24 protein-coding genes and 1 pseudogene are annotated in these 26,823 nt (G+C 40.0%); 1 reads left to right on the plus strand and 24 read right to left on the minus strand.

Annotation, left to right across the window (positions count from 1 at the left end):
* The first annotated feature begins 16 nt into the window (after positions 1-16).
* Positions 17-1,636, plus strand: coding sequence for a M28 family metallopeptidase (locus tag I6F42_RS12675; protein WP_197152355.1), 1,620 nt, complete (start codon positions 17-19; stop codon positions 1,634-1,636).
* A gap of 35 nt (positions 1,637-1,671) precedes the next feature.
* On the opposite strand, the pseudogene I6F42_RS12680 reads toward I6F42_RS12675, so the two are convergent.
* The 24 genes and pseudogenes from I6F42_RS12680 to rimP all read right to left on the minus strand — a co-directional run bounded on the left by I6F42_RS12680 (position 1,672) and on the right by rimP (position 26,468).
* Positions 1,672-2,609: pseudogene (locus I6F42_RS12680) on the minus strand (PDC sensor domain-containing protein).
* 233 nt (positions 2,610-2,842) lie between these two features.
* Positions 2,843-3,058 (minus strand): EF-hand domain-containing protein, encoded by a 216-nt coding sequence (locus I6F42_RS12685; protein ID WP_002958509.1) that lies wholly within the window; start codon positions 3,056-3,058, stop codon positions 2,843-2,845.
* A 95-nt stretch (positions 3,059-3,153) separates the two neighbouring features.
* The gene (locus tag I6F42_RS12690) at positions 3,154-3,360 is read right to left on the minus strand and encodes a calmodulin (protein ID WP_197112269.1); all 207 of its coding nucleotides are present in this window, start codon (positions 3,358-3,360) and stop codon (positions 3,154-3,156) included.
* Positions 3,361-3,529: 169 nt separating this feature from the next.
* Positions 3,530-3,742 (minus strand): calmodulin, encoded by a 213-nt coding sequence (locus I6F42_RS12695; RefSeq protein ID WP_007585535.1) that lies wholly within the window; start codon positions 3,740-3,742, stop codon positions 3,530-3,532.
* Between the two features lie 615 nt (positions 3,743-4,357).
* A complete protein-coding gene (locus I6F42_RS12700; protein ID WP_007585532.1) occupies positions 4,358-4,573 on the minus strand; it encodes a TIGR02450 family Trp-rich protein in 216 nt (71 codons plus the stop codon).
* 70 nt (positions 4,574-4,643) lie between these two features.
* Positions 4,644-4,997: a cupredoxin domain-containing protein gene (locus I6F42_RS12705; RefSeq protein WP_024593887.1), complete on the minus strand. Its 354-nt coding sequence runs from the start codon at positions 4,995-4,997 to the stop codon at positions 4,644-4,646.
* A 20-nt stretch (positions 4,998-5,017) separates the two neighbouring features.
* A complete protein-coding gene (locus tag I6F42_RS12710) occupies positions 5,018-7,264 on the minus strand; it encodes a heavy metal translocating P-type ATPase (RefSeq protein ID WP_197152356.1) in 2,247 nt (748 codons plus the stop codon).
* Positions 7,254-7,697: a MerR family transcriptional regulator gene (locus I6F42_RS12715; RefSeq protein WP_010554688.1), complete on the minus strand. Its 444-nt coding sequence runs from the start codon at positions 7,695-7,697 to the stop codon at positions 7,254-7,256. The genes I6F42_RS12710 and I6F42_RS12715 overlap by 11 nt, the downstream gene beginning before the upstream one ends.
* Before the next feature lie 509 nt (positions 7,698-8,206).
* On the minus strand, positions 8,207-8,704 hold the full coding sequence (locus I6F42_RS12720) for a DUF2059 domain-containing protein (RefSeq protein WP_010554687.1): 498 nt from the start codon (positions 8,702-8,704) through the stop codon (positions 8,207-8,209).
* 130 nt (positions 8,705-8,834) lie between these two features.
* On the minus strand, positions 8,835-9,167 hold the full coding sequence (locus tag I6F42_RS12725; RefSeq protein WP_007585525.1) for a Na+/H+ antiporter subunit G: 333 nt from the start codon (positions 9,165-9,167) through the stop codon (positions 8,835-8,837).
* 9 nt (positions 9,168-9,176) lie between these two features.
* Positions 9,177-9,446: a K+/H+ antiporter subunit F gene (locus I6F42_RS12730; RefSeq protein WP_007378493.1), complete on the minus strand. Its 270-nt coding sequence runs from the start codon at positions 9,444-9,446 to the stop codon at positions 9,177-9,179.
* Positions 9,440-9,976: a Na+/H+ antiporter subunit E gene (locus I6F42_RS12735; protein ID WP_007585523.1), complete on the minus strand. Its 537-nt coding sequence runs from the start codon at positions 9,974-9,976 to the stop codon at positions 9,440-9,442. Before I6F42_RS12735 ends, I6F42_RS12730 begins: the two co-directional genes overlap by 7 nt.
* Complete coding sequence (locus tag I6F42_RS12740) at positions 9,976-11,493, minus strand: monovalent cation/H+ antiporter subunit D (protein WP_010554686.1); 1,518 nt, start codon at positions 11,491-11,493, stop codon at positions 9,976-9,978. Before I6F42_RS12740 ends, I6F42_RS12735 begins: the two co-directional genes overlap by 1 nt.
* On the minus strand, positions 11,490-11,843 hold the full coding sequence (locus I6F42_RS12745; RefSeq protein WP_010554685.1) for a Na+/H+ antiporter subunit C: 354 nt from the start codon (positions 11,841-11,843) through the stop codon (positions 11,490-11,492). Before I6F42_RS12745 ends, I6F42_RS12740 begins: the two co-directional genes overlap by 4 nt.
* Positions 11,843-14,635 carry a monovalent cation/H+ antiporter subunit A gene (locus I6F42_RS12750; protein ID WP_033012429.1) on the minus strand — a complete coding sequence of 931 codons (2,793 nt, stop codon included), beginning with the start codon at positions 14,633-14,635 and terminating at the stop codon, positions 11,843-11,845. The genes I6F42_RS12745 and I6F42_RS12750 overlap by 1 nt, the downstream gene beginning before the upstream one ends.
* A 215-nt stretch (positions 14,636-14,850) precedes the next feature.
* Positions 14,851-16,026: a hypothetical protein gene (locus I6F42_RS12755; RefSeq protein ID WP_197152357.1), complete on the minus strand. Its 1,176-nt coding sequence runs from the start codon at positions 16,024-16,026 to the stop codon at positions 14,851-14,853.
* Entirely contained in the window at positions 16,013-16,891 is an 879-nt protein-coding gene (gene nlpI / locus I6F42_RS12760) for a lipoprotein NlpI (RefSeq protein ID WP_197152359.1), read from the minus strand. Before nlpI ends, I6F42_RS12755 begins: the two co-directional genes overlap by 14 nt.
* Before the next feature lie 141 nt (positions 16,892-17,032).
* A complete protein-coding gene (gene pnp / locus I6F42_RS12765) occupies positions 17,033-19,159 on the minus strand; it encodes a polyribonucleotide nucleotidyltransferase (protein WP_197152361.1) in 2,127 nt (708 codons plus the stop codon).
* 620 nt (positions 19,160-19,779) lie between these two features.
* Positions 19,780-20,049, minus strand: coding sequence for a 30S ribosomal protein S15 (gene rpsO, locus I6F42_RS12770; protein ID WP_007585509.1), 270 nt, complete (start codon positions 20,047-20,049; stop codon positions 19,780-19,782).
* 153 nt (positions 20,050-20,202) lie between these two features.
* The gene (gene truB / locus I6F42_RS12775; protein WP_007585508.1) at positions 20,203-21,162 is read right to left on the minus strand and encodes a tRNA pseudouridine(55) synthase TruB; all 960 of its coding nucleotides are present in this window, start codon (positions 21,160-21,162) and stop codon (positions 20,203-20,205) included.
* Entirely contained in the window at positions 21,146-21,631 is a 486-nt protein-coding gene (gene rbfA / locus I6F42_RS12780; protein ID WP_007585506.1) for a 30S ribosome-binding factor RbfA, read from the minus strand. The genes truB and rbfA overlap by 17 nt, the downstream gene beginning before the upstream one ends.
* A 156-nt stretch (positions 21,632-21,787) precedes the next feature.
* On the minus strand, positions 21,788-24,448 hold the full coding sequence (gene infB / locus I6F42_RS12785; protein WP_007585504.1) for a translation initiation factor IF-2: 2,661 nt from the start codon (positions 24,446-24,448) through the stop codon (positions 21,788-21,790).
* Positions 24,449-24,473: 25 nt separating this feature from the next.
* Entirely contained in the window at positions 24,474-25,973 is a 1,500-nt protein-coding gene (gene nusA, locus I6F42_RS12790) for a transcription termination factor NusA (RefSeq protein ID WP_007585502.1), read from the minus strand.
* 39 nt (positions 25,974-26,012) lie between these two features.
* Positions 26,013-26,468, minus strand: a complete 456-nt coding sequence (rimP, locus tag I6F42_RS12795; protein WP_002958482.1) for a ribosome maturation factor RimP — start codon at positions 26,466-26,468, stop codon at positions 26,013-26,015.
* Positions 26,469-26,823: the final 355 nt, after the last annotated feature.

Consider the following 26,823-nt stretch of genomic DNA (forward strand, 5'->3'; position numbering starts at 1 on the left):
TAACAATATGAAGACTATGGCATCTACTCTTTTAAAAAGCGCTAGCCTAAGCCTGCTAGTTGCACTCTTTGGCTGCTCAGAGCCTGCAAGCCAACAAACCCCATTAGAAAATACAGCCGGTGTAAGCCTTAGCAATATTAAACAGCATATTAAAACGCTAGCCTCTGATGACTTTCAAGGCCGAGGCCCGCTTACTCATGGCGAAGTGAAAACAGTAGGCTACTTAAGCGAGCAATATAAAGCGCTGGGTTTAACCGGTGCTTATAAAGGTAAATACTTACAGCCTGTAAAAATGGCAATGGTGACAGCTAATCAGGACATGCAGTTAAAGGTAGGTGATTTGAGCTTTGAATCAGGCAAAGACTTTACCGCACGTACCGAGCAACTTCAGCCATTAATTGATGTAAGAAGCTCTGACGTTGTATTTGCGGGCTACGGTATTAATGCGCCAGAATATAGCTGGAATGACTATAAAAATATTGATGTAACGGGTAAAACAGTAGTTGTGCTAGTTAACGATCCAGGCTTTACTACTCAAAACGATGCCCTTTTTACTGGCAATGCAATGACCTACTACGGTCGCTGGACTTATAAATATGAAGAAGCCGCTCGCCAAGGTGCAAAGGCTGTATTTATTGTTCATGAAACAGCACCTGCGGCATACCCTTGGGGCGTAGTTGAAAGTTCAAACACCGGCACTAAATACACGTTAATGGATAACAATTTAAACGCGTCTAAATTACCGGTTATGGGCTGGCTAACACTTGATGCGACTGAGAAAATGTTTAACGCCGCAAAGCTTAACTATCAAGATTTAAAACAAGCAGCATTAAATGATGACTTTAAAGCAACGCCACTTAACTTAAAAGCAAACCTTGCCTTTAAAAACGAAGTATCTCATGCAAAATCGCATAACGTAGTTGCACAAATTACAGGTAGCGAATCACCTGACGAATACGTTGTTATTAGCGCTCACTGGGACCACTTTGGTACTAAACAAACTGATACTGGCCCTAAGATTTATAACGGCGCAGTAGATAACGCTTCAGGCACTGCAGCCACGCTTGAAATAGCACGCATCATGAGCAAAATGAACAAGCAAAAACCATTTAAACGCTCAATTATTTTTACTAACTTTACAGCAGAAGAAACGGGGTTAATTGGTTCTGAAGAATTTGCATCGGGTGCGGTTGTACCTACAAAACAAATGGTCGGTCTATTAAATATTGATGGCATGAACGTGCTTGATGGCACTGACTATATTTTACAATACGGTAAAGATTTATCGACAATGGAAAACTATTTAGCAAAGGCTGCAAAATCACAAGGCCGTGTTGTTAAAATGGATCCTCGCCCGCAAAATGGCTTGTTTTTTAGATCTGATCATTTCTCACTTTCTAAGCAAGGCGTGCCTAGTTTATTATTTATGAGCCTGGGCGATACCGATCCTGAGTACATTGCCCATAAGTACCATAAAGAAGCAGACGACTACTCTGCTGATTGGTCGTTAGGTGGTGTTAAGCAAGATATAGATCTTATTGTTGATATAGCCACTCAACTTGCAAACAATGGCGATTGGCCAAAGTGGACGAGCGAGTCTGACTTTAAAGCCAAACGCGCGCAAGATAAACAATAAATAACTATTAATAGTTATGTAATATAAAAATCCTCCTACTTGGAGGATTTTTGTTTTAAACGAGCCCGCATTAATAGCGTTTCGGCCTTTGCTCCTAAATAAACATAAATAGCTAGTGCAATTAAAAGCCCCACTACTGCAAGCATCATCGCTATTGCAGGCATTAAATACTCCGATTGCCCCAACGCCGCTTTAAACATAGTTAACAACGCCTCAATTGATATAGCAATTAACACGGTAGATATAAACCGTGTAATAGTGCGCCGCGTAGATGAGTGCCTAAAAATATCCTTATGCATAAGGATTTCTTCTTCGAGTATTGTTTTACCTAAATCGAATACTGCTAATGCTAGGGTGATGTAAATAATGATACTAAAGGGTTCAAGTGGGTCTGATGAGGTATCTACATGGGTTAATAGCGCGTATATATCATTAAAAACGATATTCAGTAAAAATAATACTAAGCAAAATAAGCACGCAACAATAATACCGTAACCCGCTTTAAAGTAAGGCGACATATTAGCGCGCGCAGTATCACCCATTACAAACTCAATAAGCTGCGTTAAGCTCACATCAACGACCAAGTAATGTTGATTATTAATTGGTTTTTTTAGTTCTTTAATCGCCGATATACATAAATGGTTAGTCGCTATAGAAATGTAGGGATCAGTAAAGCACACCCTATCACTTGTTTTAGCGTTCAAAAAATAGGGTCGCTCGCTTAAATCTTGTTGATTACCACTTTCACCTAGTTTTTTGCTATATGCCCGTTTAAAGCAGACATTATTACCCTGCTGCAAACCTTCTGCATTTAAACAATATTGTAATTCTAAAAATGGGTACTGCTTAATCAGGTAGCGGGTATCACGCTCTTTAGTTAACCCATCCTCAATACTCATCAAAATAGATTCAAGTAAGCTGTGTATTATTCGTGGTAGCGCTCAACACTACTGATATAACTCATTCGCGCCATTTTAAATACTCATTGACCTAAGTTATAAATAGATTTGCAAGTTTAAAACCAACAATAAAATAACTTAATAATCAGCAACTTGATTATATTCAAACTCAACTTTTGCACTACTTTGGTGACTAAATAGTAATATATTAAATTAAATGCACAAAAAAGCAGCTAAGTATTAATTACTTAGCTGCTTTTTGAGTATGACTGGTAAGGCTTTACGACTAACTTAAATATAAAGCCTGTTACTGAACCTTCGAAAACTCTTCTTTAGATAACTCGCCATTTCCATCTGCATCTAATTGATCAAAAAGCTGTACTAGTTGCGAGTTAACTTGGGCTTCTGTTTTACTAATTACGCCGTCGCCATCTGTATCAAAAGAATCAAAATCTACCGCAGCAAACGCCGCTGAAGAAGAAGCTAGGGCTACAAGAGCTAGAGTTTTGTGTAATGTTTTCATAATCGTTTCCTTAGGCTTTGAGCCTGATTAGGGGTGACCTGATTAGAGGTAAGAAGTCCTTTTCAAAGATCCTTTAGGAGTAAAGTGTCTATAAATTAATATTCAAAAAAATCATTTTCTGTCGGACCACCGCTACTTTGAGCATTCAGCTCGTCAAATTGCTCTATCACTTGCGCCGATTCTTCAGTTTGGCTAATTGAAGCGTTGTCGTCTGCATCGAGTGTTTCAAAGTCTGTGTTTGCAAATACTACTGACGAAGAAACAATAGCCATAAGTACAAATGTTGATTGTAGCTTTTTCATAATTTAATCCTTCAAAAGTATGCGGTGTCCTAAATAAATTTGCTCTATAGTGCTCTCTAGCCACTTCCTGGTTATTCTTTTTAGTAGGCTCCCTTGCCTACTTAGGTTGTCTTTGGCAACTCAGAATTTAGATAACATTACAGAGCATTAACTGATTAAGGCTTTAATTTTAGGCCTTAGAAAACTCATCTTCAGATAGCTCACCATCTTGGTTTGTATCGAGTTCTTCAAATTTGCTTAAAAGCTCAGCATCTACTGATGCTTCGGCTTGGCTGATTGCGCCATTACCATCTACGTCTAGCGTATCAAAATCTGTTGCTGCAAAAGCCGCTGATGAAGAAGCTAGCGCCATTAGTACTAGTGTTGATTGAAATGTTTTCATAATAGTATTCCTTCATTGGGTTGTTGCGATTAAGGCCTTTGGCTTTCATCACGTTTTGCTTAATACACTCTAGGTATTACAACTTCGGTGCCACTTTTTATTTATTATTTAAAAACAATGAGTTAAACAATATAAAGCGAGAGAAGCTTAATTTGGGGAGGTGTTATTGTTGCTATTTAGCAACAGTCATTTAACTAAAAACAATAAATCGATATAAATCAATTAGTTAAGTTTAATTAAAAAGACACACTTTTGTTAAAAAGCCAATGAGGGGCGCGTTTGGGTTAGTCTTCAAAATAAACTGAATATGAACATGGAAGTAACATAGGATTTATTCGCGACTATTAAATAATTAATTTATTCATAATCAGTAAGTTACATTGTTTTTGAGATTTATTATAAAAATTTTGGAAGGATATTTTGAAATTAACTGTTTTGTTGCCAAATGGCGAATTACTCAGAAAGAATGTGATATATGAGCTAAGTTATAGCATTGAGTTCATAACTTAATGCGCCGTAAAATATAGGTTCGCTTGAGTTAAGCAAACCTACATCGTGTGCCAGCTATCTGCAAATGTGCCGCTATTGGAGTGAGGTAAATTATGTAGATTTAAACTACTTCCACCCTTGTAGCCACTTTTGGTTATCTTTTAAATCTCGCCAACTAATTGGATATTGATTTTTTGACATAACAGCCTCGGTAATACACTCAATTACATTACCATCTTCATCAAATTCCACCTCAACAATAATGAAGTGTTTTTCTTTATTTATAGAAGGTGTTGCGGTCCATTTACTATTCAATAATTTTTTAGGGTTTAATTTATTCATTTAATATAGCGACTCTTACTCGTAACTTTTATAAGGCAACTATACGACCCCAACACCTACTTAGTTCAGGTTACTGAGCAACTAGCTTGCCCTTATACATTTGCATTTGGCAATGAAAATCATACTCACCGGCTTCAAGCGCGGGTAGTTTAACTGTGTTGCCATCACCCATTGCCAGAGTTTTACTTATATCAAGCTGTGGAAATACCACGGTTTCGGCGCACGGCGCGCCATCTTTTCTATCAAAGGTAAGTACAACCTCTTTGTTGGCTGCCACTTTAATGTGTCCTGGCTTATAAACACCGTTATCAACGACTATCGTTACTTTGTTGTCATCACTTTGTGTTTGCTCTGGTTTGTATAGCCAAAACCAATAAATAATTGCGGCTATTAACAGTGCACCACCTATATTAATCATCAACATAATGTACTCCTTAGCTTAAATTACGATTTATTTGGTTTGAAGAAACGTAAGCGATTAGCGTTACTTACCACTGTAAGCGATGAAAGTGCCATAGCTGCACCTGCAACAACAGGGTTAAGTAGTATTCCAAAAAATGGATACAACACGCCGGCTGCAATCGGAATACCCGCCACGTTATAAATAAAGGCACCAAATAGGTTTTGTTTAATATTTGAAATAGTTGCATTACTCACTGCAATTGCATCAGCAAGGCCATGTAACGAACCACGCATTAAGGTAATGTCTGCACTTTCTATTGCAACATCGGTACCTGTGCCAATTGCAAACCCTACATCGGCTTGCGCAAGTGCGGGGGCATCGTTAATACCGTCACCTGTCATACCCACTATTTCACCGTTTGCTTGGCGCTTTGTTACTTCGTTTACTTTATCATCGGGCATTACTTCTGCAATAAAGTCATCAATACCAACTTGCTTAGCAACGGCTTGTGCAGTGGCTTTGTTATCACCTGTTAGCATAACTAGGTGGATACCTTTATCTTGCAGGCGTTTAATAGCTTCAACTGAATCCTCTTTAATAGGATCTGCTACTGCAATAATAGCGTGGAGCTTATTATTACTTGCAAAATACATGGGCGTTTTAGCATCACTGGCAAGTGTTTGAGCTTGCTCGGTTGCATCATCAACGGCTACATCATATTTATCCATTAGCGCTTTATTACCAAACAACAATGTTTGCCCGTCAACACTGCCAGTCACACCTTTACCTGTAATTGCGTTAAAGTCGGCTACTTTACTTAAAGCTAAGCCCTGCTTTTTAGCGTGTGCCGTAATTGCTTCTGCCAGTGGATGCTCTGAGCTACTTTCAAGGCTTGCAACACGTTGCATTACTGTATTTTCATCACTGTTGTTAAACGTAACTACATCGGTAACTTGCGGTGTGCCTTGAGTAATAGTGCCTGTTTTATCTAAAATCATGGTGGTGATTTTAGATGTTGTTTGCAGCGACTCACCATTTCGAATTAATATTCCTGACTCTGCAGCTTTACCAATACCCACCATAACCGACATAGGGGTTGCGAGTCCTAGCGCACAAGGACACGCAATAATAAGTACAGTGGTTATTGCAACAACGGCATAAGCAATTGATGGCTCAGGTCCAAAGTTTAACCATGCAAGACCCGCAAGTACTGCAATAATCATGACTGTTGGTACAAATATTCCTGATATAACATCAGCTAAGCGCCCTATTGATGGCTTAGAGTTTTGTGCACGTTTTACCATATTGATAATATTAGCCAGTGTGGTTTCGCTACCAATGTGCGTGGCTTTAAATAATAAAGTGCCACTTTTATTAATACTTCCGGCAACGACTTTGTCGCCCGTTTTTTTGCTTACAGCCATTGGCTCACCAGTAAGCATTGACTCATCAACCGTACTGCTGCCTTCAATAACATCGCCATCCACAGGGATTTTTTCACCCGGGCGTACGCGTACTTTATCATTTTTTACCACATCACTAATGTCGATGTCTTGCTCTTGCCCATCGCGAATTACGCGTGCAGTTTTTGGTTGCAGGCCAATTAAGCGTTTAATTGCTTGTGAGGTGCGCCCACGTGCTTTTACTTCAAAAGCGAGCCCTAAACTAATTAAACCGATGATCATCGATGATGCTTCAAAATATACGTGTCTTGCAACTTCCGGTAATAAGTTTGGTGCTATTACCACAAACATTGAATACAACCACGCAGTACCTGTACCAAGCGCTATTAATGTATCCATATTGGCAGCATGGTTTTTGAATGCCTGCCATGCACCGTTGTAAAATTGTTTACCTGATATAGCCATAACCACAAGCGTGACTATACCCACTAAAAACCATGCTATTCGTTGTGTGTCGGTGGTCACACTCATGTCAAAAATAAGCCCGTATATCATTAACGGTGCACCGACCCCTAACGCTAATATCATATTACGCATTAGCTTTTTGTAATGTGCCTCGTCCGACTTTGCTTTTTCATCAAGTGCATCTTGATCAGACTCGTTACTCATTGGCTTAGCTGAATAACCAATGTTTTCGACTGCTTTAATAAGCGTGCTTTCGCAAGCTTTACCTTCTACACGTACTGTACGCTCAGCAAAGTTCATTTCTACATTTTGCGCACCTTGCACGCTATTAAGGGCTTTTTCAATTTTAGCCACACAACTGCCGCAATTAGCACCTTCAATAATAAAGTTTTGCGCGGTGTCTTTTGTATTAGTCGTCATTACGCTGCTCCTTATTTGCAGAATCGTTTATTGGATCAACAAATGATTCTATTAAACTACACACGTCACTGGCATTTGCACCATCGGCTGATGTATCCCATTGCGCCAGAGCTGCATGCATTCTGTTTCGTAATTTTAATGTTTCTTGAAATAGTGCTTCGGTTTCTTCTAGGCGTTTAGTAATGAGTTTACGCGTTAACGGACAAGGACAATTCCCCTGCTCTGACTCGCCTATAATGTGTTGAATATCTTTGAGTGAAAAACCAAGTTGACGAGAGCTAATAATAAACTTTAAACGCTGCTGGTCTTGCTTTGTATACTCTTGATAGCCATTTTCTTCACTGCGTATTGGGTTAAGTAACCCAACACGTGTGTAATGACGAACAGTATCGGCAGTCACGCCCATTAACTTGGCGAGTTGTTTAACATACATAATTTAGCTCCGTCGTGTTTCAGTAGCTTCATAATAAACCTAGGTGCAACACATAGGTCAATGACTATTTTAAAACTAATAAAATAATACCAATTCGCTTAATTAAGTAACCTATTTAAGACAAGAAAATCGTGTTGATAACAAGGCAAAGGTTTCGTTATTTAGTTGTTATCACTAATTGCCTCTGCATCCATGCAGTCGTATATCAAAATGTTTAACGCAGTTAACGCCGAATTTAATCCCTTAAATTGATTAAGTATTGTTGCTCATTAGTATAGTGACACAAACATAATTAACTTAAGCTGATATCGGGCGTGTATTATCTGGAGGGGATGTAATTCAGGAGAGAAGCGCCTAAGTAAGGCGCGTATTAATCTAAGGGCGTGTTGATCATTGGTGGTTTAATTTACAGCAGACTGTTTGGTCTATAGGCAAGGCAGAGCCTATGTAGTGTGGTTATTCCCTATAAATAGGCGATAACGCAGCATAAATACCAAACATGCGCTGCCCTAGTTTGATTCGCTACGGCTTTGCTCTAATTCGTCGCTTAGTTGCTGCGCTAAAGTTTGTATTTTAGGCATAGCATCTTTCATTAAGCTTTGTGACATTTGCATAGACTCTTGCATCACAACAGGCATTTTTTCAAGTATTTTTTGCCCTGTATCTGTTTTATAAAACGCTAACATATCGGCAATTTCTTGCTCACTAAAATGTTTGTCGTACACGCTAATCATCATCGGCTGCATTTTGGCCCAGCTCATTTCGGTTTTTAATACCGTCGTCATGTCGCTGTAGTATTTATCAAAAATTGCCTGTTCAGAAGGCTTAACGCCCATTTGATCTGACATGCCTTTCATCATACCTTCAACCTGGCCGTACATAGAGTCAACCATTGAATCTAAATTCATTACACTAATAAGTTCATCTATTTTTTGCTGCTTAGTATTTTGTTCAGCATACAAACTACTAGAAAAAATCAGTAATGATAAAAGTAGTACCTTACCCATAATAATATCCTTTCATATAAATAATCGTTTTATAGTTACATTATTAATTAGTCTTGTAAAGGGTACAAGCAGTCACTAAAAAGGCCGAATAAAATGAATTTATTCGGCCTTTTATAAATATATTTTTATGTTAATCATCTTCTACATTATCTAAGCCTTTAGTGCCTTCTTTGGCTTTTAGCTTATGATGAATAGCTGACTTTATTAGCATGTAACCACTAATCGGTGCCGTAATTAGTAAAAATATAGTAATGAGTATTTCTTTAACACTTAGGCCATGCCCTGAATTTGCAAAATAAACCATAGCTGCAATTAGCATACTTGCCATGCCCAACGTTGTTGCTTTAGTTGGCCCATGCAAACGCATAAAAAAGTCAGGTAGTTTAACTAAGCCTATTGAGCCAATTAAAATAAACGTACCACCAAATAACAATAATATTGATACAACCCATTCGCTGATCATGTTTTCACCTTATTCAATTATATCGCCACGTAGTAAATACTTACACACTGCAACTGTACTTATGAAACCTAGCATGGCAATCAGTAGTGCAGCTTCAAAATAAAGCCCTGTATCCATACTAATGCTATATAAAATAATCAGTGCAATGACGTTAATGTACATTGTATCGAGCGCTAAAACACGATCAGGCACTGATGGACCAATGATCAATCGCCATAAATTAAGCAATAATGATAAGCCAATCATCGAAAAAACAATGAGTAATACGGTGTCTAACATTGAAATATCTCCTTTAGTGGAGCTTCGTAGCGTTGTTTTATTTGTTTGATAAGTGCTTCTTCATCTTTAAGGTCAAGCACATGTATTAATAAGTAGCGTTGTGTTGGCTCTTCACCCTCAGGTAACGATTCAGCAATTGGGTAAACCTCTGCACTCACTGTACCGGGTGTAAGCGATACACTACTGGCCAATATGGTAATTGGCATATCATGAGTTAAATCTATCGGTACTTTTATAAATGCCGGACGCAAATTTTTAGATGGCCCAAGTATAAGTAAAGCCACTTGTAAATTTGCTACGACAATATCGTACAGCACAATAAGCAACTGCTTGAGAGCCAAGCCCGGCTTTAAAATTAGTGGCTGAGGCTCGCGAAGCGAAAAACTTAATATCGGGATAAGTATTGCAAAAATAGTCGCTAATACTAAGTGCCCTACCGACACGCTATTATTTAACAATAGCCAAACCATAAACAAAAATAAGCTACGAAATGGCGTTGGTAACCAACGAAAACGGGCTTGTAATCTCATCACATGCCTCCTTTAAGTACAGCATTAATACCGCCGCTTATATCATGTAACTGAGTAGCAGCACCTAGCATGTATTCACTTATTGGTCCGCCAAAAATAACGAGCAATGGCGAACACGCAAGTAAACCTATAATTACAATTACCTGCAACGGGTGTGCATTTGCACAATCTGCGTTTTCGCTATTTTTACTTTTATGCTCCCAAAACAAGGTCGTGCCAGCACGCGAAAGCGCTACCAACAACGCGAAGCTTGTTACTAAATATACAGGCCAAAATAGTAAAGCTTGCTCACTATTTAATGTGGCTTTAAGTATCCAAATTTTACCTACAAAGCCTGATAGTGGCGGCATACCAACTACAGTTAAAGCCGCAACAATAAAGCACACACCTAATAAAAATGGTTGTTTAACAGAGCGACCCGCTACTAGCCTATCACCAACTTTACCGCGCTGGATTGAAACTAAGTCTGCTAGTAAAAACAGTGCGGCACTAACAAGTGTTGAATGCACTAAATAATATAAAAGTGCAGCAGTGGCATTTACATTTTGCAATGCAATTAGCGCAACCAACGTACCTACCGATACTAATACTAAGTTAGAGGTGAGTTTACGTAAGTCTTGCGCTGCCATAACGCCAATGGCACCCACTATAATGGTGGCAATTGCTAAGCCCCAAAGCCAAGGCTGCGCCATATGTTCAAGCGCTCCTGCTTGTTCGCCAAATATCACCGTGTAAACACGAAGCATGGCGTAAACGCCTACTTTGGTCATAATCGCAAACAATGCAGCAACCACAGGTTTAGCGCTTGAATACGTATTTGGAAGCCATAAATGCAGAGGTAATAGCGCGGCCTTTAAAGCAAATACAATTAATAGTAATAAACCACCTGCTTTTGCTAGGTATACATCATCGCCCGAAAGCTGTGATACTTTTTGCGCCATATCTGCAATATTAAGCGTACCAAGTACACCGTACAAAATACCCAAACCGATTAAAAATACGCTTGAGCCAACTAAATTTAATATTACATATTGCAGTGCCGCACGAGTGTTTTGTTTATCACCTGCATGCATTAACAGTGCATATGATGCAATCAGTAACACTTCAAAAAATACAAATAGGTTAAATAAATCGCCAGTTAAAAACGCGCCATTTACACCCAATATTAAAAAATGAACAAGTGGATGATAAAAGCTGCCCTTTTCATCATCGCCAGCACTACCATATAAAATAGCGCCCAAACCTAAAAGTGAAGTTAACGTAACCAATAAGGTAGATAACATGTCAGCGACTAAGACTATCCCAAATGGTGCAGACCAACTACCAATAGCGTAAACATTAATACCTGTATTATTAATATGTACAAGTAAAAGCACACTAATGGCAAAAGTAGCTATTGCCATTACAATTGAAACTAAGCGGCGAATTTTGACGCTTTTACCACATGGCGGCAGCAATAAAATAACTGCCGTCAACATAGGTAATAAAATAGGTAGCGAAGCTAAATGTTGGATCATTTTTGCTCCTTATTATCTGCAGAGGTGTTAGGCACATAACCATCAACATGGTCACTACCTAAATCGGCGCGCCCACGTATTGCCAAAATAACCACAAATGCGGTCATCGCAAAACCAATCACTATTGCAGTTAGTACTAATGCTTGAGGTAGAGGATCGGCGTATTCTGTGCCAGTACCAAGTACTACCGCTTTATTAATAGTAAGGCGACCTGCTGAAAACAAAAATAAGTTAACAGCGTATGAAATCATAGTAAGCCCAAGTACTACAGGGAACGTACGAGCTCTTAGCAGTAAAAACACACCGCAACTGACCAATACTCCAACGCAAGATGCGTACAATAATTCCATTAAATATTTACCTCTTTTTTCTGGGTATCTGCTGTCATATTACCTAAGCTTGCTAAAATCATTAATGTAGCGCCTACAACAGTTAAGTAAACACCTAGGTCAAATGCAATCGCGCTGGCAAGCTCTGTTTTACCGACAAACGGAATATCAAAGTAGTCAAACCAAGTTGTTAAAAATGGCTTATCGAAGAACCAACTACCCACACCTGTAAACAAAGAAATACCAATGCCTGAAGCTATAATTTTGCGATAATTAACATCAAAACGTTCGTTTATCCATGCTGTACCATGCGCCATGTATTGCAAAATAAACGCGATTGACGTTACCAGTCCTGCAATAAAGCCACCACCAGGTAAGTTATGCCCACGTAAGAAAATATATGCAGAAACTAATAACGCAAGCGGTAATAAACTTTGTGAAATACTCGCCAGTAATATTGGATGGCGCTCTCGTGCCCATGGGCGCCCTTCGCTGTCGCTTGCTGGCATAAATAATGGAATTCGAGAAAGTACTTTAAATATACCTAATGCGGCAATGCCTAATACGGTAATTTCACCAAGCGTATCAAAGCCCCTAAAGTCGACTAAAATAACGTTAACTACGTTAGTACCACCGCCACCAATTTTAGCGTTAGCAATAAAGAAGTCTGAGATTGAATCTAGCGGGCGTGTAAGTAATGCATAACAAATACTCGCGATAACTACACCTAACGTAGAGGCTATTGCTAAGTCTCGAAGTACGCGTAATGAACTTGATTCTTTTGGCGTATGCTGCGGCAAGAAAAACAATGCCAGCATAAGTAAAATAATAGTAACAACCTCAACAGTTAGCTGCGTAAGCGCTAAATCTGGAGCAGAAAAGCGTGTAAATACAACCGACACCATTAATCCTACAATTGAGAGCATTAATAGCGATACCATTCGAGAGCGATGCCAAATAACGGTGGCAAGAGCACCAATAATCAATAAGCCTGCACCAATTGCATTGTGCACATCAACAGGCGTAAGTGGCATGCTACCGGCAAGTTGTTGCATTTCAAATAATGGCCAACCCGCACACAGTAATACCACCGCTAACATAATTACAAGATAGCGCTGTAGCGATCCATTTTCGATACTGCTTACCTTTGACTGACACCAAGCAATAACGCTTAATATCACACGTTCAAACGTTTTTTTAGCGTTTAGAGGTGGTAATGATGCTTGAAACTGAAATAGATATTTACGATTAATATAAATAAATAAGCCGCCAGCAATCGCCATCGCACTCATTAGTAGAGGCAAGTTAAACCCATGCCAGATAGCCAATTCGTACACCGGCATTTCTTTTCCAAGTACAGCTAAAGACGCCGCAGATAAAATGCCATCAATTGTAAAGTGCGGGAACATACCCACTAACAAACAAATCACAACGAGTATTTCTATTGGTACACGCATATAGCGCGGTGGCTCATGCGGCGTACGAGGTAAATCAATTGGTTCACCATTAAAAAACACGTCATGAATAAAGCGTGCTGAGTACGCAACAGCTAATGCACCTGCAACAGTTGCCAGTACTGGAATTAACCACGACATAGAACCAAGCACTTGCTGATGTAGCGTTTCTGCAAAAAACATTTCTTTAGACAAGAAGCCATTTAGTAAAGGAACTCCTGCCATTGCAGCCGCCGCGACCATCGCAAGCGTTGCAGTGTATGGTAAGTATCGCCACATACCATTTAATTTACGCATATCGCGCGTGCCCGTTTCGTGATCAATAATACCAACGGCCATAAATAACGACGCTTTAAACGTTGCATGGTTAATTATATGAAAAATAGCAGCAACAGTCGCAAGCTCAGTATCAAGTCCGAGTAATAGCGTTATTAAACCCAAATGGCTTATTGTTGAATAGGCTAACAAGCCTTTTAAGTCGTGTTTAAATAGTGCTATATAAGCACCAAACAACAGCGTAGCTAAACCCGTTAACCCAACGAGCAAGAACCAAGTATCGGTGCCGGCTAAAGCAGGATGAAAACGTGCTAACAAAAATATACCGGCTTTTACCATCGTTGCAGAATGTAAATACGCGCTTACTGGCGTAGGCGCTGCCATTGCATGAGGAAGCCAAAAGTGAAATGGAAATTGTGCCGATTTAGTAAACGCACCCAGTAGCACCAATACCAATGCTACTTCGTATAAATCATGAGATTGAATTATTGCTTTACTCGCTAGAATAACATCTAGGTCGTAACTACCAACAATATCACCTAATAGCATCAATCCAGCAAGTAACGCTAAGCCGCCCGCGCCTGTTACAGCAAGCGCCATACGTGCGCCTTTTCGCGCTTCAGATTTATGCCACCAAAAACTAATTAATAAAAATGAGCTGATGCTCGTTAATTCCCAAAACAACCACAGTTGAATGACGTTGTTAGACATAACAATACCAAGCATTGCAGTCATAAATAGCATTAAGTAACTATATAGCTTAGCCATTGAGTCATTAGCGCTTAGGTAGTAACGGGTGTAGAGGATAACGAGCAAGCCTATGCCTAAAATCATAAACATAAACAATAAACTGAGGCCGTCTAACCGCAGAGACAAATCGAGTCCTATTGACGGGATCCAAGCTAAAGAATAACGAATGGTTTCGCCCGCTAAAACGGCAGGTGCATGGTATAGAGTAATCCCCAAAGCCGTCAAAGGCGCAAGAGCCGTTAAACTAGTGCTTAAATTGCGGGATAACTTACCTGTGCATGCAGAAATAACACTGCCAATTAAGGATAACAAGGGTATCCAGAGCAAAGTCATAATGTAGGGCCTTTTATTATCATAAGTTTATCAGGGCATCTCTTTTTAATACTAAGTGATGCTTTTACTGCCTGTTTTTAAACGACATTAATGACTATAGTTATACTGAAAAACACTGATTTTGTCTATAAAAAGCGGTTCTGTATGGGTGTTTTTTAAACAAGAACTAACAATTTATTAAGCCTAAAAAAACAATTAATTAATACTGATAATTGTTAATTTAATATGGCCTTATTTGCAAATGTAAGCGCGCCAGGGTGACGATGAAAGTTACCATTGGTCATATCTAAATGTTTCAACCAGAGTTGTCTATACTGCGCTGAGAGCCCTAACTGCTGATATTGCATAATAGACCAATTTTCACTAGGTTTATAAGCAATACCCCCTACCTGGCAACTCTTTGCTTTATGCCAACCTGTTGGCGGCGACTCACCATGAGAAATAAATAAATTAGGTGCAACAAAACCCGTTTTTGCACACAACCATGCTTGCTTAGTTTTAGGCAAAGCGTATTCATCTTCAAAACCGTTAAAATGCATCAGCTCATGCAAAAATATACTGTATTTTGCTTTTGAGTTTATTAGCATTGTTCTCTTCGTGACATTAGCCGTTCCATCTTTAGGCATCATCACTATAAAATCAAAATTGTTAGGAAGCTGGCTATTAAGTTTAGATGATTGCCAGTCACACTTTGCTATTTGACTAGTACTACTTTTACACTCAAGCATACCCGCAACGTAAACTGGTTTTGAAAAGCAAAAAATATTTTCACGGGGCTCTGGTTGTTTGTTATAAGCATTAATAAACTCTGTAAGTTTATATAAGCCACTGCGATGATCGCTCATAGTCAGCACGTTAAACATACATTGCTTATTAGGTTTGCTTATATTTCTTAAAGATGAAAAACCGAGATCGTGGATAAACGCGGTAGATATTTTACTCTGTGGTGTTTTTAACTGAAGTTTTAGATGATTTAGCACATCCCCTGCTGGTAATTTGTTTTTACTAGCGAGTAACTCTAAATCGCTCCAACGTGATTGCTCAAGTAACTTTGTTGCTAATATTTTACGCTCTGGGATTGTTAAGTCATTTATAGCGGAGAGCCAAAATTGTTTTGCAGTATCACTCTGACTGCTTTTAATAAGTTTAAGAGAATACATATATTGTGCTGAGGAAATTTTACTGCGAGCAAGTATAGCTAAAGAGGTCTTTGGTAACTGCTCTAGGTGATCAGAAAAATAAGCTGGTGAATTCCAATAACTTTGTAGAACATTGGCTTTTGTATTTAAAACATGCCAAAAGCCAATAGCGCCAAGGTGATTACTCGAGCCTGTAATTAACAAACAACATAGTAATACACCTATTAATTTAAAACGCTTAACTTGCGTCAACACCTTCCATCAACTCAAGTTCTAAACGCGCATATTTGTACTCAATAAACTCATGTACATTGGTTGCTAGCGCAAGCCTAAAATAGTCTGATGCTAAATACAGCTCACCAGTTGCTTGATGCATTTTAGCTAGGTAAAAATAAGCTTCACATAAACGCTGCGCATATTCTTGCTCAGTTCTAACACCATCACTAATGCCTGATAAAAATGCATGTTCACTCATATCGCCCGTATAAAGAGAAATTAACTGATACGCCCATTGCGAATCATCAAGCGCAGTCGCATTTTGTTTAAGTGCATCAAGTGCGATTACTTTATCCTCTTGTGCCTGGGCTAAATAAACCCATAAAACACGGTACGGATCGTTAGGAGAACGGGCTAAAAACTCGTTAAAGTCATTTTTAGCAAGGCCAGCTCTATCGCCGTAATAAAGGGCTATACCTCTATTTAAATAAGCATATTCATGCTCTTCATCAAGCTCAAGAGCTGAATCAAAAAACTCATAGGCTTTTTCGTACTGCTGCATAAGCGTATGTTGAATACCTAAAAAATTATATACTTCAGCTAAATCAGGCTTAAGTTTTACTGCGCGGTTAAAATCAATACGCGAAAGAGTGGTCATACCTAGACTATCGAAAAGTACACCACGGTCGTAATAAAGCTTAGCTTGTTGCTCTTCGCTTAAGTCAGCCCTATTCAATAACTCTGAGTAGCGTGCAATAGCAATTTCACTTCTGAAGTCAGAGGCTAAAGGTGCAGTAAATGGCACATTAACAATCGGGGTTGGTTCTGATTCTGTTGTAGTTTGGCAAGCGCTTAAAGACAAAATAGCAAAAGATGCCAAAGCTAAATGTTTGAGTATCATTAAAATCCTTAATACCAAGATATATCGCGATTAATATAAGACAGACCTTGTCCAATAAGGTTTCATTAAAGCATAAAAAAAGGGGCTAAACAGCCCCTTTTTTATCATCTAGCTAATATAACTAGATTAATAAGTTAACAATTACGCGTCAGTTGGCGCGTCAGCTGCAGGTGCTACTGATTCCATTGCTTCTTTAATACTTAGACGTACACGGCCTTGGCGATCTACTTCTAGTACTTTAACTTTAACTTCTTGACCTTCAGAAAGGTGATCAGCCACGTTATTAACGCGCTCAGTACTAATTTGAGAAATATGTACTAGACCATCTTTACCAGGAAGAATGTTTACAAACGCACCGAAATCAACAATACGTACAACTTTACCTTCGTAGATAGTACCTACTTCAAGTTCAGCTGTTAATTGCTCAATACGGCTAATTGCATTAGCTGCACTTTCGCCATCAGTAGCGGCAATTTTAATTGTACCGTCGTCACCGATTTCAATCGTTGTACCAGTTTCTTCAGTAAGCTGACGAATAGTTGCGCCACCTTTACCGATAACTTCAGCGATTTTCTTCTGTGGGATTTTCATTGTGTATATGCGAGGAGCAAACATTGATAGCTCTTCAGAAGGAGCAGAAATTGCTTCGTCCATCACTTCTAAGATATGTAAACGTGCAGCTTTTGCTTGTTTAAGCGCAATTTGCATGATTTCTTGAGTGATACCTTCGATTTTGATATCCATTTGAAGTGCAGTGATACCTGCAGCTGTACCAGCAACTTTAAAGTCCATGTCACCTAAGTGATCTTCATCACCTAAGATGTCAGAAAGAACAACGAATTTATCGTCTTCTTTAACTAGACCCATCGCAATACCGGCAACAGACGCTTTAATTGGTACACCGGCATTCATAAGTGCAAGTGAAGTACCACATACAGAAGCCATTGAAGATGAACCGTTTGATTCAGTGATTTCAGATACTACACGGATTGAATATGGGAATTCAGTCAATGTTGGCATTACAGCAGCAATACCGCGCTTAGCAAGGTTACCATGGCCGATTTCACGACGCTTAGGAGAACCAACAAAACCAGTTTCACCTACACAGAATGGAGGGAAGTTGTAGTTAAGCATAAAGTGGTTTTTATGAGTACCAGTTAAATCGTCGATTAACTGTGAATCACGTTCTGTACCAAGTGTAGCTGTTACTAACGCTTGAGTTTCGCCACGAGTAAAGATAGCAGAACCGTGAGTACGCGGTAATACGCCAGTCATTACATCTAGTGCACGAATCATATCTGGTTCACGACCATCGATACGTTTTTCGCCAGAAGCGATACGGCCACGAACGATTTTCTTCTCAAGTGAACCGAATATTTTACCAATTTCTTGCTTATCTAAAGACTCGCCTTCAGCAAGTTCAGCCGTTAACACTGCAACAACTTCATCTTTAGCTACGCCAAGTGCTTCTTTACGCGCTACTTTATCAGTGATTAAGTAAGCTGCGCCTACTTTATCAGCAGCAATTGCTGCAACTTTATCTTCTAGTGCAACGTTTTTAGCTGGTGCAGTCCAATCCCAAGTAGGCTTGCCTGCTTCTGCTTTAAATTCTTCGATTGCAGTGATGATCGCTTGAGATTGCTCATGACCATATACAACAGCGCCAAGCATTACGTCTTCTGCAAGTACGTTAGCTTCTGATTCAACCATAAGTACCGCTTTATCAGTACCGGCTACCACTAAATCAAGTTGGCTTTCTTCAAGCTCTTTTAATGTAGGGTTAAGTACGTATTCGCCGTTGATGTAACCAACGCGAGATGCACCAATTGGACCACTGAACGGGATACCAGAGATAGCAAGTGCTGCTGAAGTACCAATCATCGCAACCATATCAGGTTGGATTTCAGGGTTAACAGAAACAACAGTAGCAATAACTTGTACTTCGTTTACAAAACCGCTTGGGAAAAGTGGACGAATTGGACGGTCAATAAGACGTGCAATAAGTGTTTCGCCATCGTTAGGACGACCTTCACGCTTTAAGAAACCACCTGGGATACGACCAGCAGCGTACATACGCTCTTGGTAGTTAACTGTTAGTGGGAAAAAGTCTTGGCCAGGTTGTGCTTCACGCTTACCAACAACAGTTACTAAAACTGAAGTGTCGCCAATGCTTGCAAGTACAGCGCCGTCTGCTTGACGAGCGATTGCACCAGTTTCTAGAGTCACTGTATGTTGACCTAGTTTGAATTCTTTAATAATTGCTTGCACTTAAAATATTCCTTAAATGTGTTCTAATAAGTTGTCATCAAAGTACCAATTACAGTACATAATTGTATTCAGTTGGAAATCAATTAAGTACTACAATTGGCAATGATGTGAATAAGCGTAGATAAACCTTTTTACCTACGCGCATAGTATATACCAAAGCTGCTTCAAAATGCGAGTCTAGGGTGTGTTGTTCTTTGTGGATTGAAATTTGTTCAATCTAGGGTCGATTTAATCACGGCGCGAGATTTGTAACCTAGTGGGCTAAGTAAAAATCGAGCAACAAAGAGTTAATCGCCCCTAGGATGAACCCGCAGGGCAGCGCATGTTTGGCATTTATGCTGCGTTATCGCCTATTTATGGGGAATAACCACACTACATAGGCGCTGCCTTGCCTAAAGACCAAACATACAGCTGCAAAATTAATCACGAAAGGTCAACACACACTAGCTACTAGATTTAAACTGGGCTAATTAGCGGGTAAATACAACAGCTATTGGTAGGCTATGAAATGGGGGTTTTATATTATAATTCAATAGGTTTAAGAATTTTCTTAATTTGGAAACACAAATTTCAGGCACAAAAAAAGGAGCTAAAAAGCTCCTTTTTCTATAATCTAGTTCTTAGCGACGTAGGCCAAGTTCTTTGATTAACGCAGTATAACTAGTGATGTCTTTACCTTTAAGGTAATCAAGTAGTTTACGGCGAGTGCTTACTTTACGAAGCAGACCACGACGTGAGTGGAAGTCATGCTTGTGATCAGCAAAGTGACCTTGAAGCTTGTTGATGTCAAAAGTAAGTAATGCTACTTGTACTTCTGATGAACCTGTATCGCCTTCTGCACGTGCAAATTTAGCAATGATATCGATTTTTTCTTGATTGCTTAGTGACATAGTAACTCCAAAAATTAAATTTAAAAGGTGTCTTAGCCGATCACTAATTCAGCCAAAACGATTAAGCGGGCGTATTCTACCAACTGTAGGAATAACTACAAGCTAATTATCCCCAACTACAACTAATAAGCCACCGTTAGGCACATTAGTTGCTTATTCAGGCTTCACGTAATCGTCTTGCTGACTAGCAAGACCACGTTTAACCTTTAAATGACCGTTTGAGTTACGCTCACCAGTACCAATAAATATATTATCCGCAACAACTTTAATTGCACCATCAGGTAAAGCGATTGATAATTCTACAGCTTGCCCGTGACTAAAAATTCCCCCTTGTTCTTTTGTAATTTCAACAACGGGTAAATCAGTTAAAGCAGTATCAATTGGTAGCAATAGCGAGTCTAAATAAGTTGAAGGCGCAAGCTCTTCTTCTTTCGCTTTAGCAAGCAACGCTTCAATCTCATCAAGCGAGACCATTTTATCTGCCGGATACTGACCAACAGCGGTTCTGTGGAGCATAATAACGTGTGCGCCACAGCCTAGGTTTTCGCCTAAATCATCAACGATTGTACGAATGTAGGTCCCTTTAGATACATGGGCCGTCATTTGTAATACGTTGCTTTGTTCATCAAATTCGTCAAACGATAAGCTAAACACGTTTATTTTTCTGCATTTACGAGGAACTTCAATACCTTCGCGCGCGTACTTATATAACGGTCTACCTTGGTACTTAAGAGCTGAGTACATTGACGGATATTGTTCAGACTCACCAACAAAAGCAGCTATTTCTTTTGTTAGCTGTTCACGTGTAACGTTCACATCTTTAGTGCTAACAATTTCGCCATCAGAATCTGATGTTGTTGTACGCTCACCCAGTTGTGCACGAACGATATAGGTTTTATCTGTATCGAGTAAAAACTGCGTAAACTTAGTCGCTTCACCAAAACAAATTGGCAGCATACCTGTGGCAAGTGGATCTAAAGCACCTGTGTGCCCAGCTTTTTGCGCAAAATAAACACTTTTTGCTTGCTGTAATGCTTTATTTGATGAAATGCCTTCAGGTTTGTTTAACAACAAAATACCGTCAACTGCACGGCCTTTACTGCGCTTTGCCATCTGTATCAGTGCCTTCTTCGCTATCTGTATCGTCTACGTGATCAGTACCTTCTTCGCTATCTGAAACATCAGCAGCATCAACACTTTCTACGTCTTCATCTACATGCTTTGCGTTATCTTCGCGGATAATAGAATCCACTAAATTAGAAATACGCATACCTTCCATTAATGAGTTATCAACTACAAACTTTAACTCAGGCATTATACGTGCACGGATACGCTTACCAAGTAACGAGCGAATATAGCCCGTTGCTTCATTAAGTACTTTTGCGCTTTGCTTTGCTGCGTCTTCATCTTGTGTGTTAAACACAGTAATGAAAATTTTGGCATAAGATAAATCGCGCGATACTTCTACCGCTGACACTGTCACCATACCTAAGCGTGGATCTTTAATTTCGCGTTGTAAAATTACAGCAATCTCTTTTTGGATTTGCTGTGCAACACGATCAGTGCGAGAAAATTCTCTCATTATACTTGTCCTAAAATAATAACTTATTGAAATTAAATAATAAGTTAACTAAATAATGGATATGCAAATGGGGGCTAAGCCCCCATTTAAAATCTTAGCGTAGGGTGTGTAGAACGTCCGGCGTTAACCTGAGCGTTCAATACTCCCTAGTAACAATTATAGAGTACGTTGTACTTCAACTGTTTCGAATACTTCGATTTGGTCACCAACACGTACGTCATTGTAGTTCTTAACGCCGATACCACATTCCATGCCGTTACGAACATCAGCAACATCGTCTTTAAAGCGACGAAGTGACTCAAGTTCACCTTCATAGATAACAACGTTTTCACGTAGTACACGGATTGGAGCGCTACGTTTAATAACACCTTCAGTAACCATACAACCAGCGATTGCGCCAATTTTTGGAGACTTGAATACGTCACGAACTTGAGCAAGACCAATGATTTCTTGTTTAAACTCTGGCGCTAGCATACCTGACATTGCTTGTTTAACTTCGTCAATCAAGCTGTAGATTACGCTGTAGTAACGTAGGTCTAAGTTTTCAGTCTCGATAACTTTACGAGCTGAAGCATCAGCACGAACGTTAAAGCCAACTACAATTGCGTTAGACGCTGCAGCTAGTGTTGCATCAGTTTCGGTAATACCACCAACACCTGAACCAACAATCTTCACTTTCACTTCATCAGTAGAAAGTTTAGTTAGTGAATCAGAGATTGCTTCGATAGAACCTTGAACGTCTGCTTTAAGTACCACGTTAACTTCAGAAACATCGCCTTCAGTCATGTTAGTAAACATGTTTTCAAGCTTAGCTTTTTGCTGACGTGCTAGTTTAACATCGCGGAACTTACCTTGACGGTATAAAGCAACTTCACGCGCTTTACGCTCATCTTTAACTACAGTCGCTTCGTCGCCTGCAGCAGGAATACCAGAAAGACCTAAAATCTCAACTGGGATAGATGGACCAGCTGACTTAATGTCTTTACCGTTTTCATCGCGCATTGCACGAACACGGCCATACTCAAGACCACATAATACAATGTCACCTTGGTTAAGCGTACCAGATTGAACAAGTACTGATGCTACTGGACCACGGCCTTTATCAAGACGAGATTCAATAACAACACCAGCCGCCATACCTTCAGTAGGTGCAGAAAGCTCTAAAAGTTCAGATTGGTTCAATACTGCTTCAAGAAGGTCGTCAATACCTAAGCCAGTTTTAGCTGAGATATGAACGTACTGCGTATCGCCGCCCCATTCTTCTGGAATAACGTCTAGTACAGCAAGTTCGTTTTTAACACGATCTGGATCTGCGCCTTCTTTATCCATTTTGTTTACTGCGATGATTAAAGGAACGCCAGCTGCACGAGCATGCTGTACCGCTTCTTTAGTTTGTGGCATAACGCCATCATCTGCTGCAACTACTAGGATTACGATATCAGTCGCTTTAGCACCACGAGCACGCATTGAAGTAAATGCAGCATGTCCTGGTGTATCTAAGAAGGTGATCATGTGACCGTTTACATCAACATGGTATGCACCAATATGCTGTGTAATACCACCGGCTTCGCCAGAAGCAACCTTCGCAGAACGAATGTAATCAAGAGTTGATGTTTTACCATGGTCAACGTGACCCATTACAGTTACTACTGGAGCACGTGGCTCTGACTTACCATCTTCGTGGCGGTCATTAAGTACTGTTTGCTCTAATTCGTTTTCTTTAACAATGATAACCTTGTGACCCATTTCTTCTGCAACTAATTGTGCAGCTTCTTGGTCAATCACTTGGTTAATAGTAACCATGTCACCCATTTTCATCATTGTTTTAACAACTTCAGCGCCTTTAACGGCCATGCGTGATGCAAGCTCAGCTACTGTAATTGTTTCGCTAATACGCACTTCATTTTTAACATCAACAGTTGGTTTTTGGAAACCATGTTGTAATGATGCAGGTGCTTTTAACTTAGACTTGTTACGGCCTCTTGACGCTGCAAATTTATCTTTTGCTGGCGCTTTTTTCTTTTTCTTAGCACGGCGTGTACCTTGCTCATCACGAGCATCGGCAACATCTTCTGCTTCACGTGCATAAGTAGAAGTCGTAAGATGGTGATCCGCTGTTTCTTCGCGTTTCTTACGTTCTTCTTCTTCTTTCTTCCAGCGTGCCGAGTTTTCTTCAGCTAGCTTTCTTGCTTCTTCTGCTTGACGTTTCGCTTCTTCTTCAGCTTTCTTCAATGCGGCCTCTTCTGCTTCTTTTTGCAGACGCTCAGCTTCTATGCGATCTTTCTCAGACTTAGCACTTTGCTCTGGGGTCATCTGCTTTTGTTTCGCTTTACGCTCTGCATCAGCTTTGCGTTTAGCTTCTTCTTTGGCTTTACGGTCGGCTTCTTCTTTCGCTTTGCGTTCTGCCTCTTGTTTCGCTTTTAATTCTGCGGCTTCTTGGTCAGCTTTTTGCTGCTCTTCAAGACGCACTTTTTCTTCAGCAGCTAAGCGAGCTTGCTCTTGCTCTTGTTCCATTGCGCTTTTCTTCACGTAAGTACGTGTTTTGCGAACTTCAACTTGAACATCTTTTGCTTTACCAGTAGAGCCCGTAACACTTAAAGTGCTTTTGCTCTTACGTTGTAAAGTCATACGCGCTGGGCCATCTGAACCTGTACCGCCATGATGCTTGCTTAAATGATCAAGTAACGTTGCTTTTTCAGCTTCTGTTACGTTATCAGTTGCTTGCTTAGTGATACCTGCTTGTGAAAACTGCTGTAGCAATTTATCAACAGTCGTACCTATATCGCCGGCTAGTTTTTCAACATTTACTTCTGCCATAGTGTGTAATACCTCCGTTAATAAATTACTCGTCTGCAAACCAACAAATGTTTCGTGCAGCCATAATCAGTTCACCCGCTTTTTCAGATGAAAGTTCTGTGATATCAACTAATTCGTCAATACCTTGCTCTGCCAAGTCTTCAAGTGTAACAACACCCTTGCTTGCCATAACAAATGCTAAGTGACGCTCTAAACCTTCAAGCGCAAGTAAGTCTTCAGCTGGCTCTGCGCCATCTAAGCTTTCTTCCGTTTTAAGTGCTTTAGTTGTCAATGCATCTTTTGCGCGTGAGCGCAGTAAATCTACAGTCTCTTCATCAAGACCATCAATTTCTAAAAATTCAGACGCTGGTACATACGCCACTTCTTCAAGTGTCGAGAAACCTTCGTTGATAAGTAATGATGCAAACTCATCATCAATTTCTAAATTTTCAGTGAATAAGTTAAGTAACTTATCAGATTCAGCTTCATTTTTAGTACGCATGTCTTCAACAGTCATTACGTTTAGTTCCCAGCCAGTTAACTGACTTGCTAAACGAACGTTTTGACCATTACGACCAATTGCTTGCGCTAGGTTATCTGCTTCTACAGCGATATCCATTGAGTGAGTGTCTTCATCCATTACGATTGAAGCAACTTCTGCTGGCGCCATTGCATTGATAACAAATTGTGCCGGGTTGTCATCGTAAAGTACGATATCAACACGCTCACCGCCAAGTTCTGACGATACAGCCTGAACTCGTGCCCCACGCATACCAACACATGCACCAATTGGGTCTATGCGTTTGTCGTTAGATTTAACAGCAATTTTAGCGCGTGAACCTGGATCACGTGCTGCTGCACGTAATTCAATCATCTCTTCGCCAATTTCTGGCACCTCAATGCGGAATAATTCCATTAGCATTTCAGGTTTAGAGCGCGTTACAAATAATTGTGCACCGCGTGCTTCAGGCTTAACTTCATATAAAAGACCACGGATACGGTCACCCGGGCGGAAGTTTTCACGTGGTAACATGTCATCACGGTAAATTACCGCTTCTGCGTTGTTACCTAAATCAAGCACGATTGCATCGCGAGTTGCTTTTTTAACAACACCCGTTACCAGCTCGCCTTCTTGATCTTTGTATGCTTCAACAACTAAAGCGCGCTCAGCTTCACGTACTTTTTGTACGATAACTTGCTTAGCCATTTGTGTTGTAATACGGTCAAATTTGATTGAGTCGATTTGCTCTTCAACATAATCACCCATTTGCAAATCAGGTTCTTCAACCTGTGCTGCTTCTAGAGTGATTTCGCTGTATGGGTTCTCTAGAGAACCATCTTCTAATACAGCGGCAATCTGCCAACGACGGAACGTATCGTAATCACCGGTTTTACGGTCAATTGCTACGCGTACTTCAATTTCGCCATCGTGTTTTTTCTTTGTAGCTGTCGCTAAAGCGAACTCTAGAGCTTCAAAAATCTTTTCTTTTGGAACCGCTTTCTCATTGGAAACGGCTTCAGCAACCAATAATATCTCTTTTGCCATGGGTAATGCCTCGCTTGCCCTATTCCTTCGCACTCGAATTTAAAACTTCGCGATTAAATTCGCACGTTCGATGTTACTAAGCATGATCAGATGCTCTGCACCATCGCTAGATAGTGTGATCATATCGCTGCTAACTGCTACTAAGTCGCCTTTAAAATTACGACGACCATCCTGTGGAAGCTTAGTACGCACGCGTACTTCCTCTCCTTGCGCCTGCTCGTAGTGATCTTGTTTGAATAATAGACGATCAACACCAGGAGACGATACTTCCAAATCATATTCATTTGTAATTGGGTCTTCGACGTCTAAAATCGCACTAATTTGGCGACTTGCATCCGCACAGTTATCAACTGAGATCCCATCCTCATGAGCAATATATACTCTTAAGGTAGAATGGCGACCCGCTTGCACAAATTCAAGACCATGCAATTCAAAGCCTAACATTTCTACCGCAGGCGTTAACATGGTTACTAAATCTTGTTCAAGTTTTGTCACGAAAATCCTCCATACAAACAAAAAAAGGGCTTATAGCCCTAAAATACTGAGTTTAAGTTTTAATTTGATGACAATTGCCACAAATCGCAAGGTGCAGATACAACAACGCCCCGAACCAAGCGGGGCGTCACACCAATAAAGCATAAAACTGTGTGGCCTAGGGCCAAGCTTGGTTGCGAGTCAGTAAACTGACCTAATTAAACTACATAGTCTAAAACGCAAAACGCGCATTACTTAGAATGCGCGATATAAATTAGTAAGGTAATACCTACTAGTAGAATTGGTTGCGGGAGCCGGATTTGAACCGACGACCTTCGGGTTATGAGCCCGACGAGCTACCAGACTGCTCCATCCC

The organism is Pseudoalteromonas sp. SWYJZ12 (assembly GCF_015864395.1).
Classification (GTDB): Bacteria; Pseudomonadota; Gammaproteobacteria; order Enterobacterales; family Alteromonadaceae; genus Pseudoalteromonas; species Pseudoalteromonas arctica.

Excerpts from the sequence above, each read along its gene's own strand:
- I6F42_RS12730 (WP_007378493.1), bottom strand. The coding sequence starts at position 9,446 with ATGTTAGACACCGTATTACTCATTGTTTTTTCGATGATTGGCTTATCA.
- nlpI (WP_197152359.1), bottom strand. The coding sequence starts at position 16,891 with ATGATACTCAAACATTTAGCTTTGGCATCTTTTGCTATTTTGTCTTTA.
- truB (WP_007585508.1), bottom strand. The coding sequence starts at position 21,162 with ATGGCAAAGCGCAGTAAAGGCCGTGCAGTTGACGGTATTTTGTTGTTA.
- rbfA (WP_007585506.1), bottom strand. The coding sequence starts at position 21,631 with ATGAGAGAATTTTCTCGCACTGATCGTGTTGCACAGCAAATCCAAAAA.
- I6F42_RS12675 (WP_197152355.1), top strand. The coding sequence starts at position 17 with ATGGCATCTACTCTTTTAAAAAGCGCTAGCCTAAGCCTGCTAGTTGCA.
- I6F42_RS12700 (WP_007585532.1), bottom strand. The coding sequence starts at position 4,573 with ATGAATAAATTAAACCCTAAAAAATTATTGAATAGTAAATGGACCGCA.
- I6F42_RS12710 (WP_197152356.1), bottom strand. The coding sequence starts at position 7,264 with ATGACGACTAATACAAAAGACACCGCGCAAAACTTTATTATTGAAGGT.
- I6F42_RS12740 (WP_010554686.1), bottom strand. The coding sequence starts at position 11,493 with ATGATCCAACATTTAGCTTCGCTACCTATTTTATTACCTATGTTGACG.
- nusA (WP_007585502.1), bottom strand. The coding sequence starts at position 25,973 with ATGGCAAAAGAGATATTATTGGTTGCTGAAGCCGTTTCCAATGAGAAA.
- I6F42_RS12685 (WP_002958509.1), bottom strand. The coding sequence starts at position 3,058 with ATGAAAACATTACACAAAACTCTAGCTCTTGTAGCCCTAGCTTCTTCT.
- I6F42_RS12735 (WP_007585523.1), bottom strand. The coding sequence starts at position 9,976 with ATGAGATTACAAGCCCGTTTTCGTTGGTTACCAACGCCATTTCGTAGC.
- I6F42_RS12690 (WP_197112269.1), bottom strand. The coding sequence starts at position 3,360 with ATGAAAAAGCTACAATCAACATTTGTACTTATGGCTATTGTTTCTTCG.
- I6F42_RS12750 (WP_033012429.1), bottom strand. The coding sequence starts at position 14,635 with ATGACTTTGCTCTGGATACCCTTGTTATCCTTAATTGGCAGTGTTATT.
- I6F42_RS12720 (WP_010554687.1), bottom strand. The coding sequence starts at position 8,704 with ATGGGTAAGGTACTACTTTTATCATTACTGATTTTTTCTAGTAGTTTG.
- I6F42_RS12705 (WP_024593887.1), bottom strand. The coding sequence starts at position 4,997 with ATGTTGATGATTAATATAGGTGGTGCACTGTTAATAGCCGCAATTATT.
- rpsO (WP_007585509.1), bottom strand. The coding sequence starts at position 20,049 with ATGTCACTAAGCAATCAAGAAAAAATCGATATCATTGCTAAATTTGCA.
- infB (WP_007585504.1), bottom strand. The coding sequence starts at position 24,448 with ATGGCAGAAGTAAATGTTGAAAAACTAGCCGGCGATATAGGTACGACT.
- I6F42_RS12745 (WP_010554685.1), bottom strand. The coding sequence starts at position 11,843 with ATGGAATTATTGTACGCATCTTGCGTTGGAGTATTGGTCAGTTGCGGT.
- I6F42_RS12715 (WP_010554688.1), bottom strand. The coding sequence starts at position 7,697 with ATGTATGTTAAACAACTCGCCAAGTTAATGGGCGTGACTGCCGATACT.
- I6F42_RS12695 (WP_007585535.1), bottom strand. The coding sequence starts at position 3,742 with ATGAAAACATTTCAATCAACACTAGTACTAATGGCGCTAGCTTCTTCA.
- I6F42_RS12725 (WP_007585525.1), bottom strand. The coding sequence starts at position 9,167 with ATGATCAGCGAATGGGTTGTATCAATATTATTGTTATTTGGTGGTACG.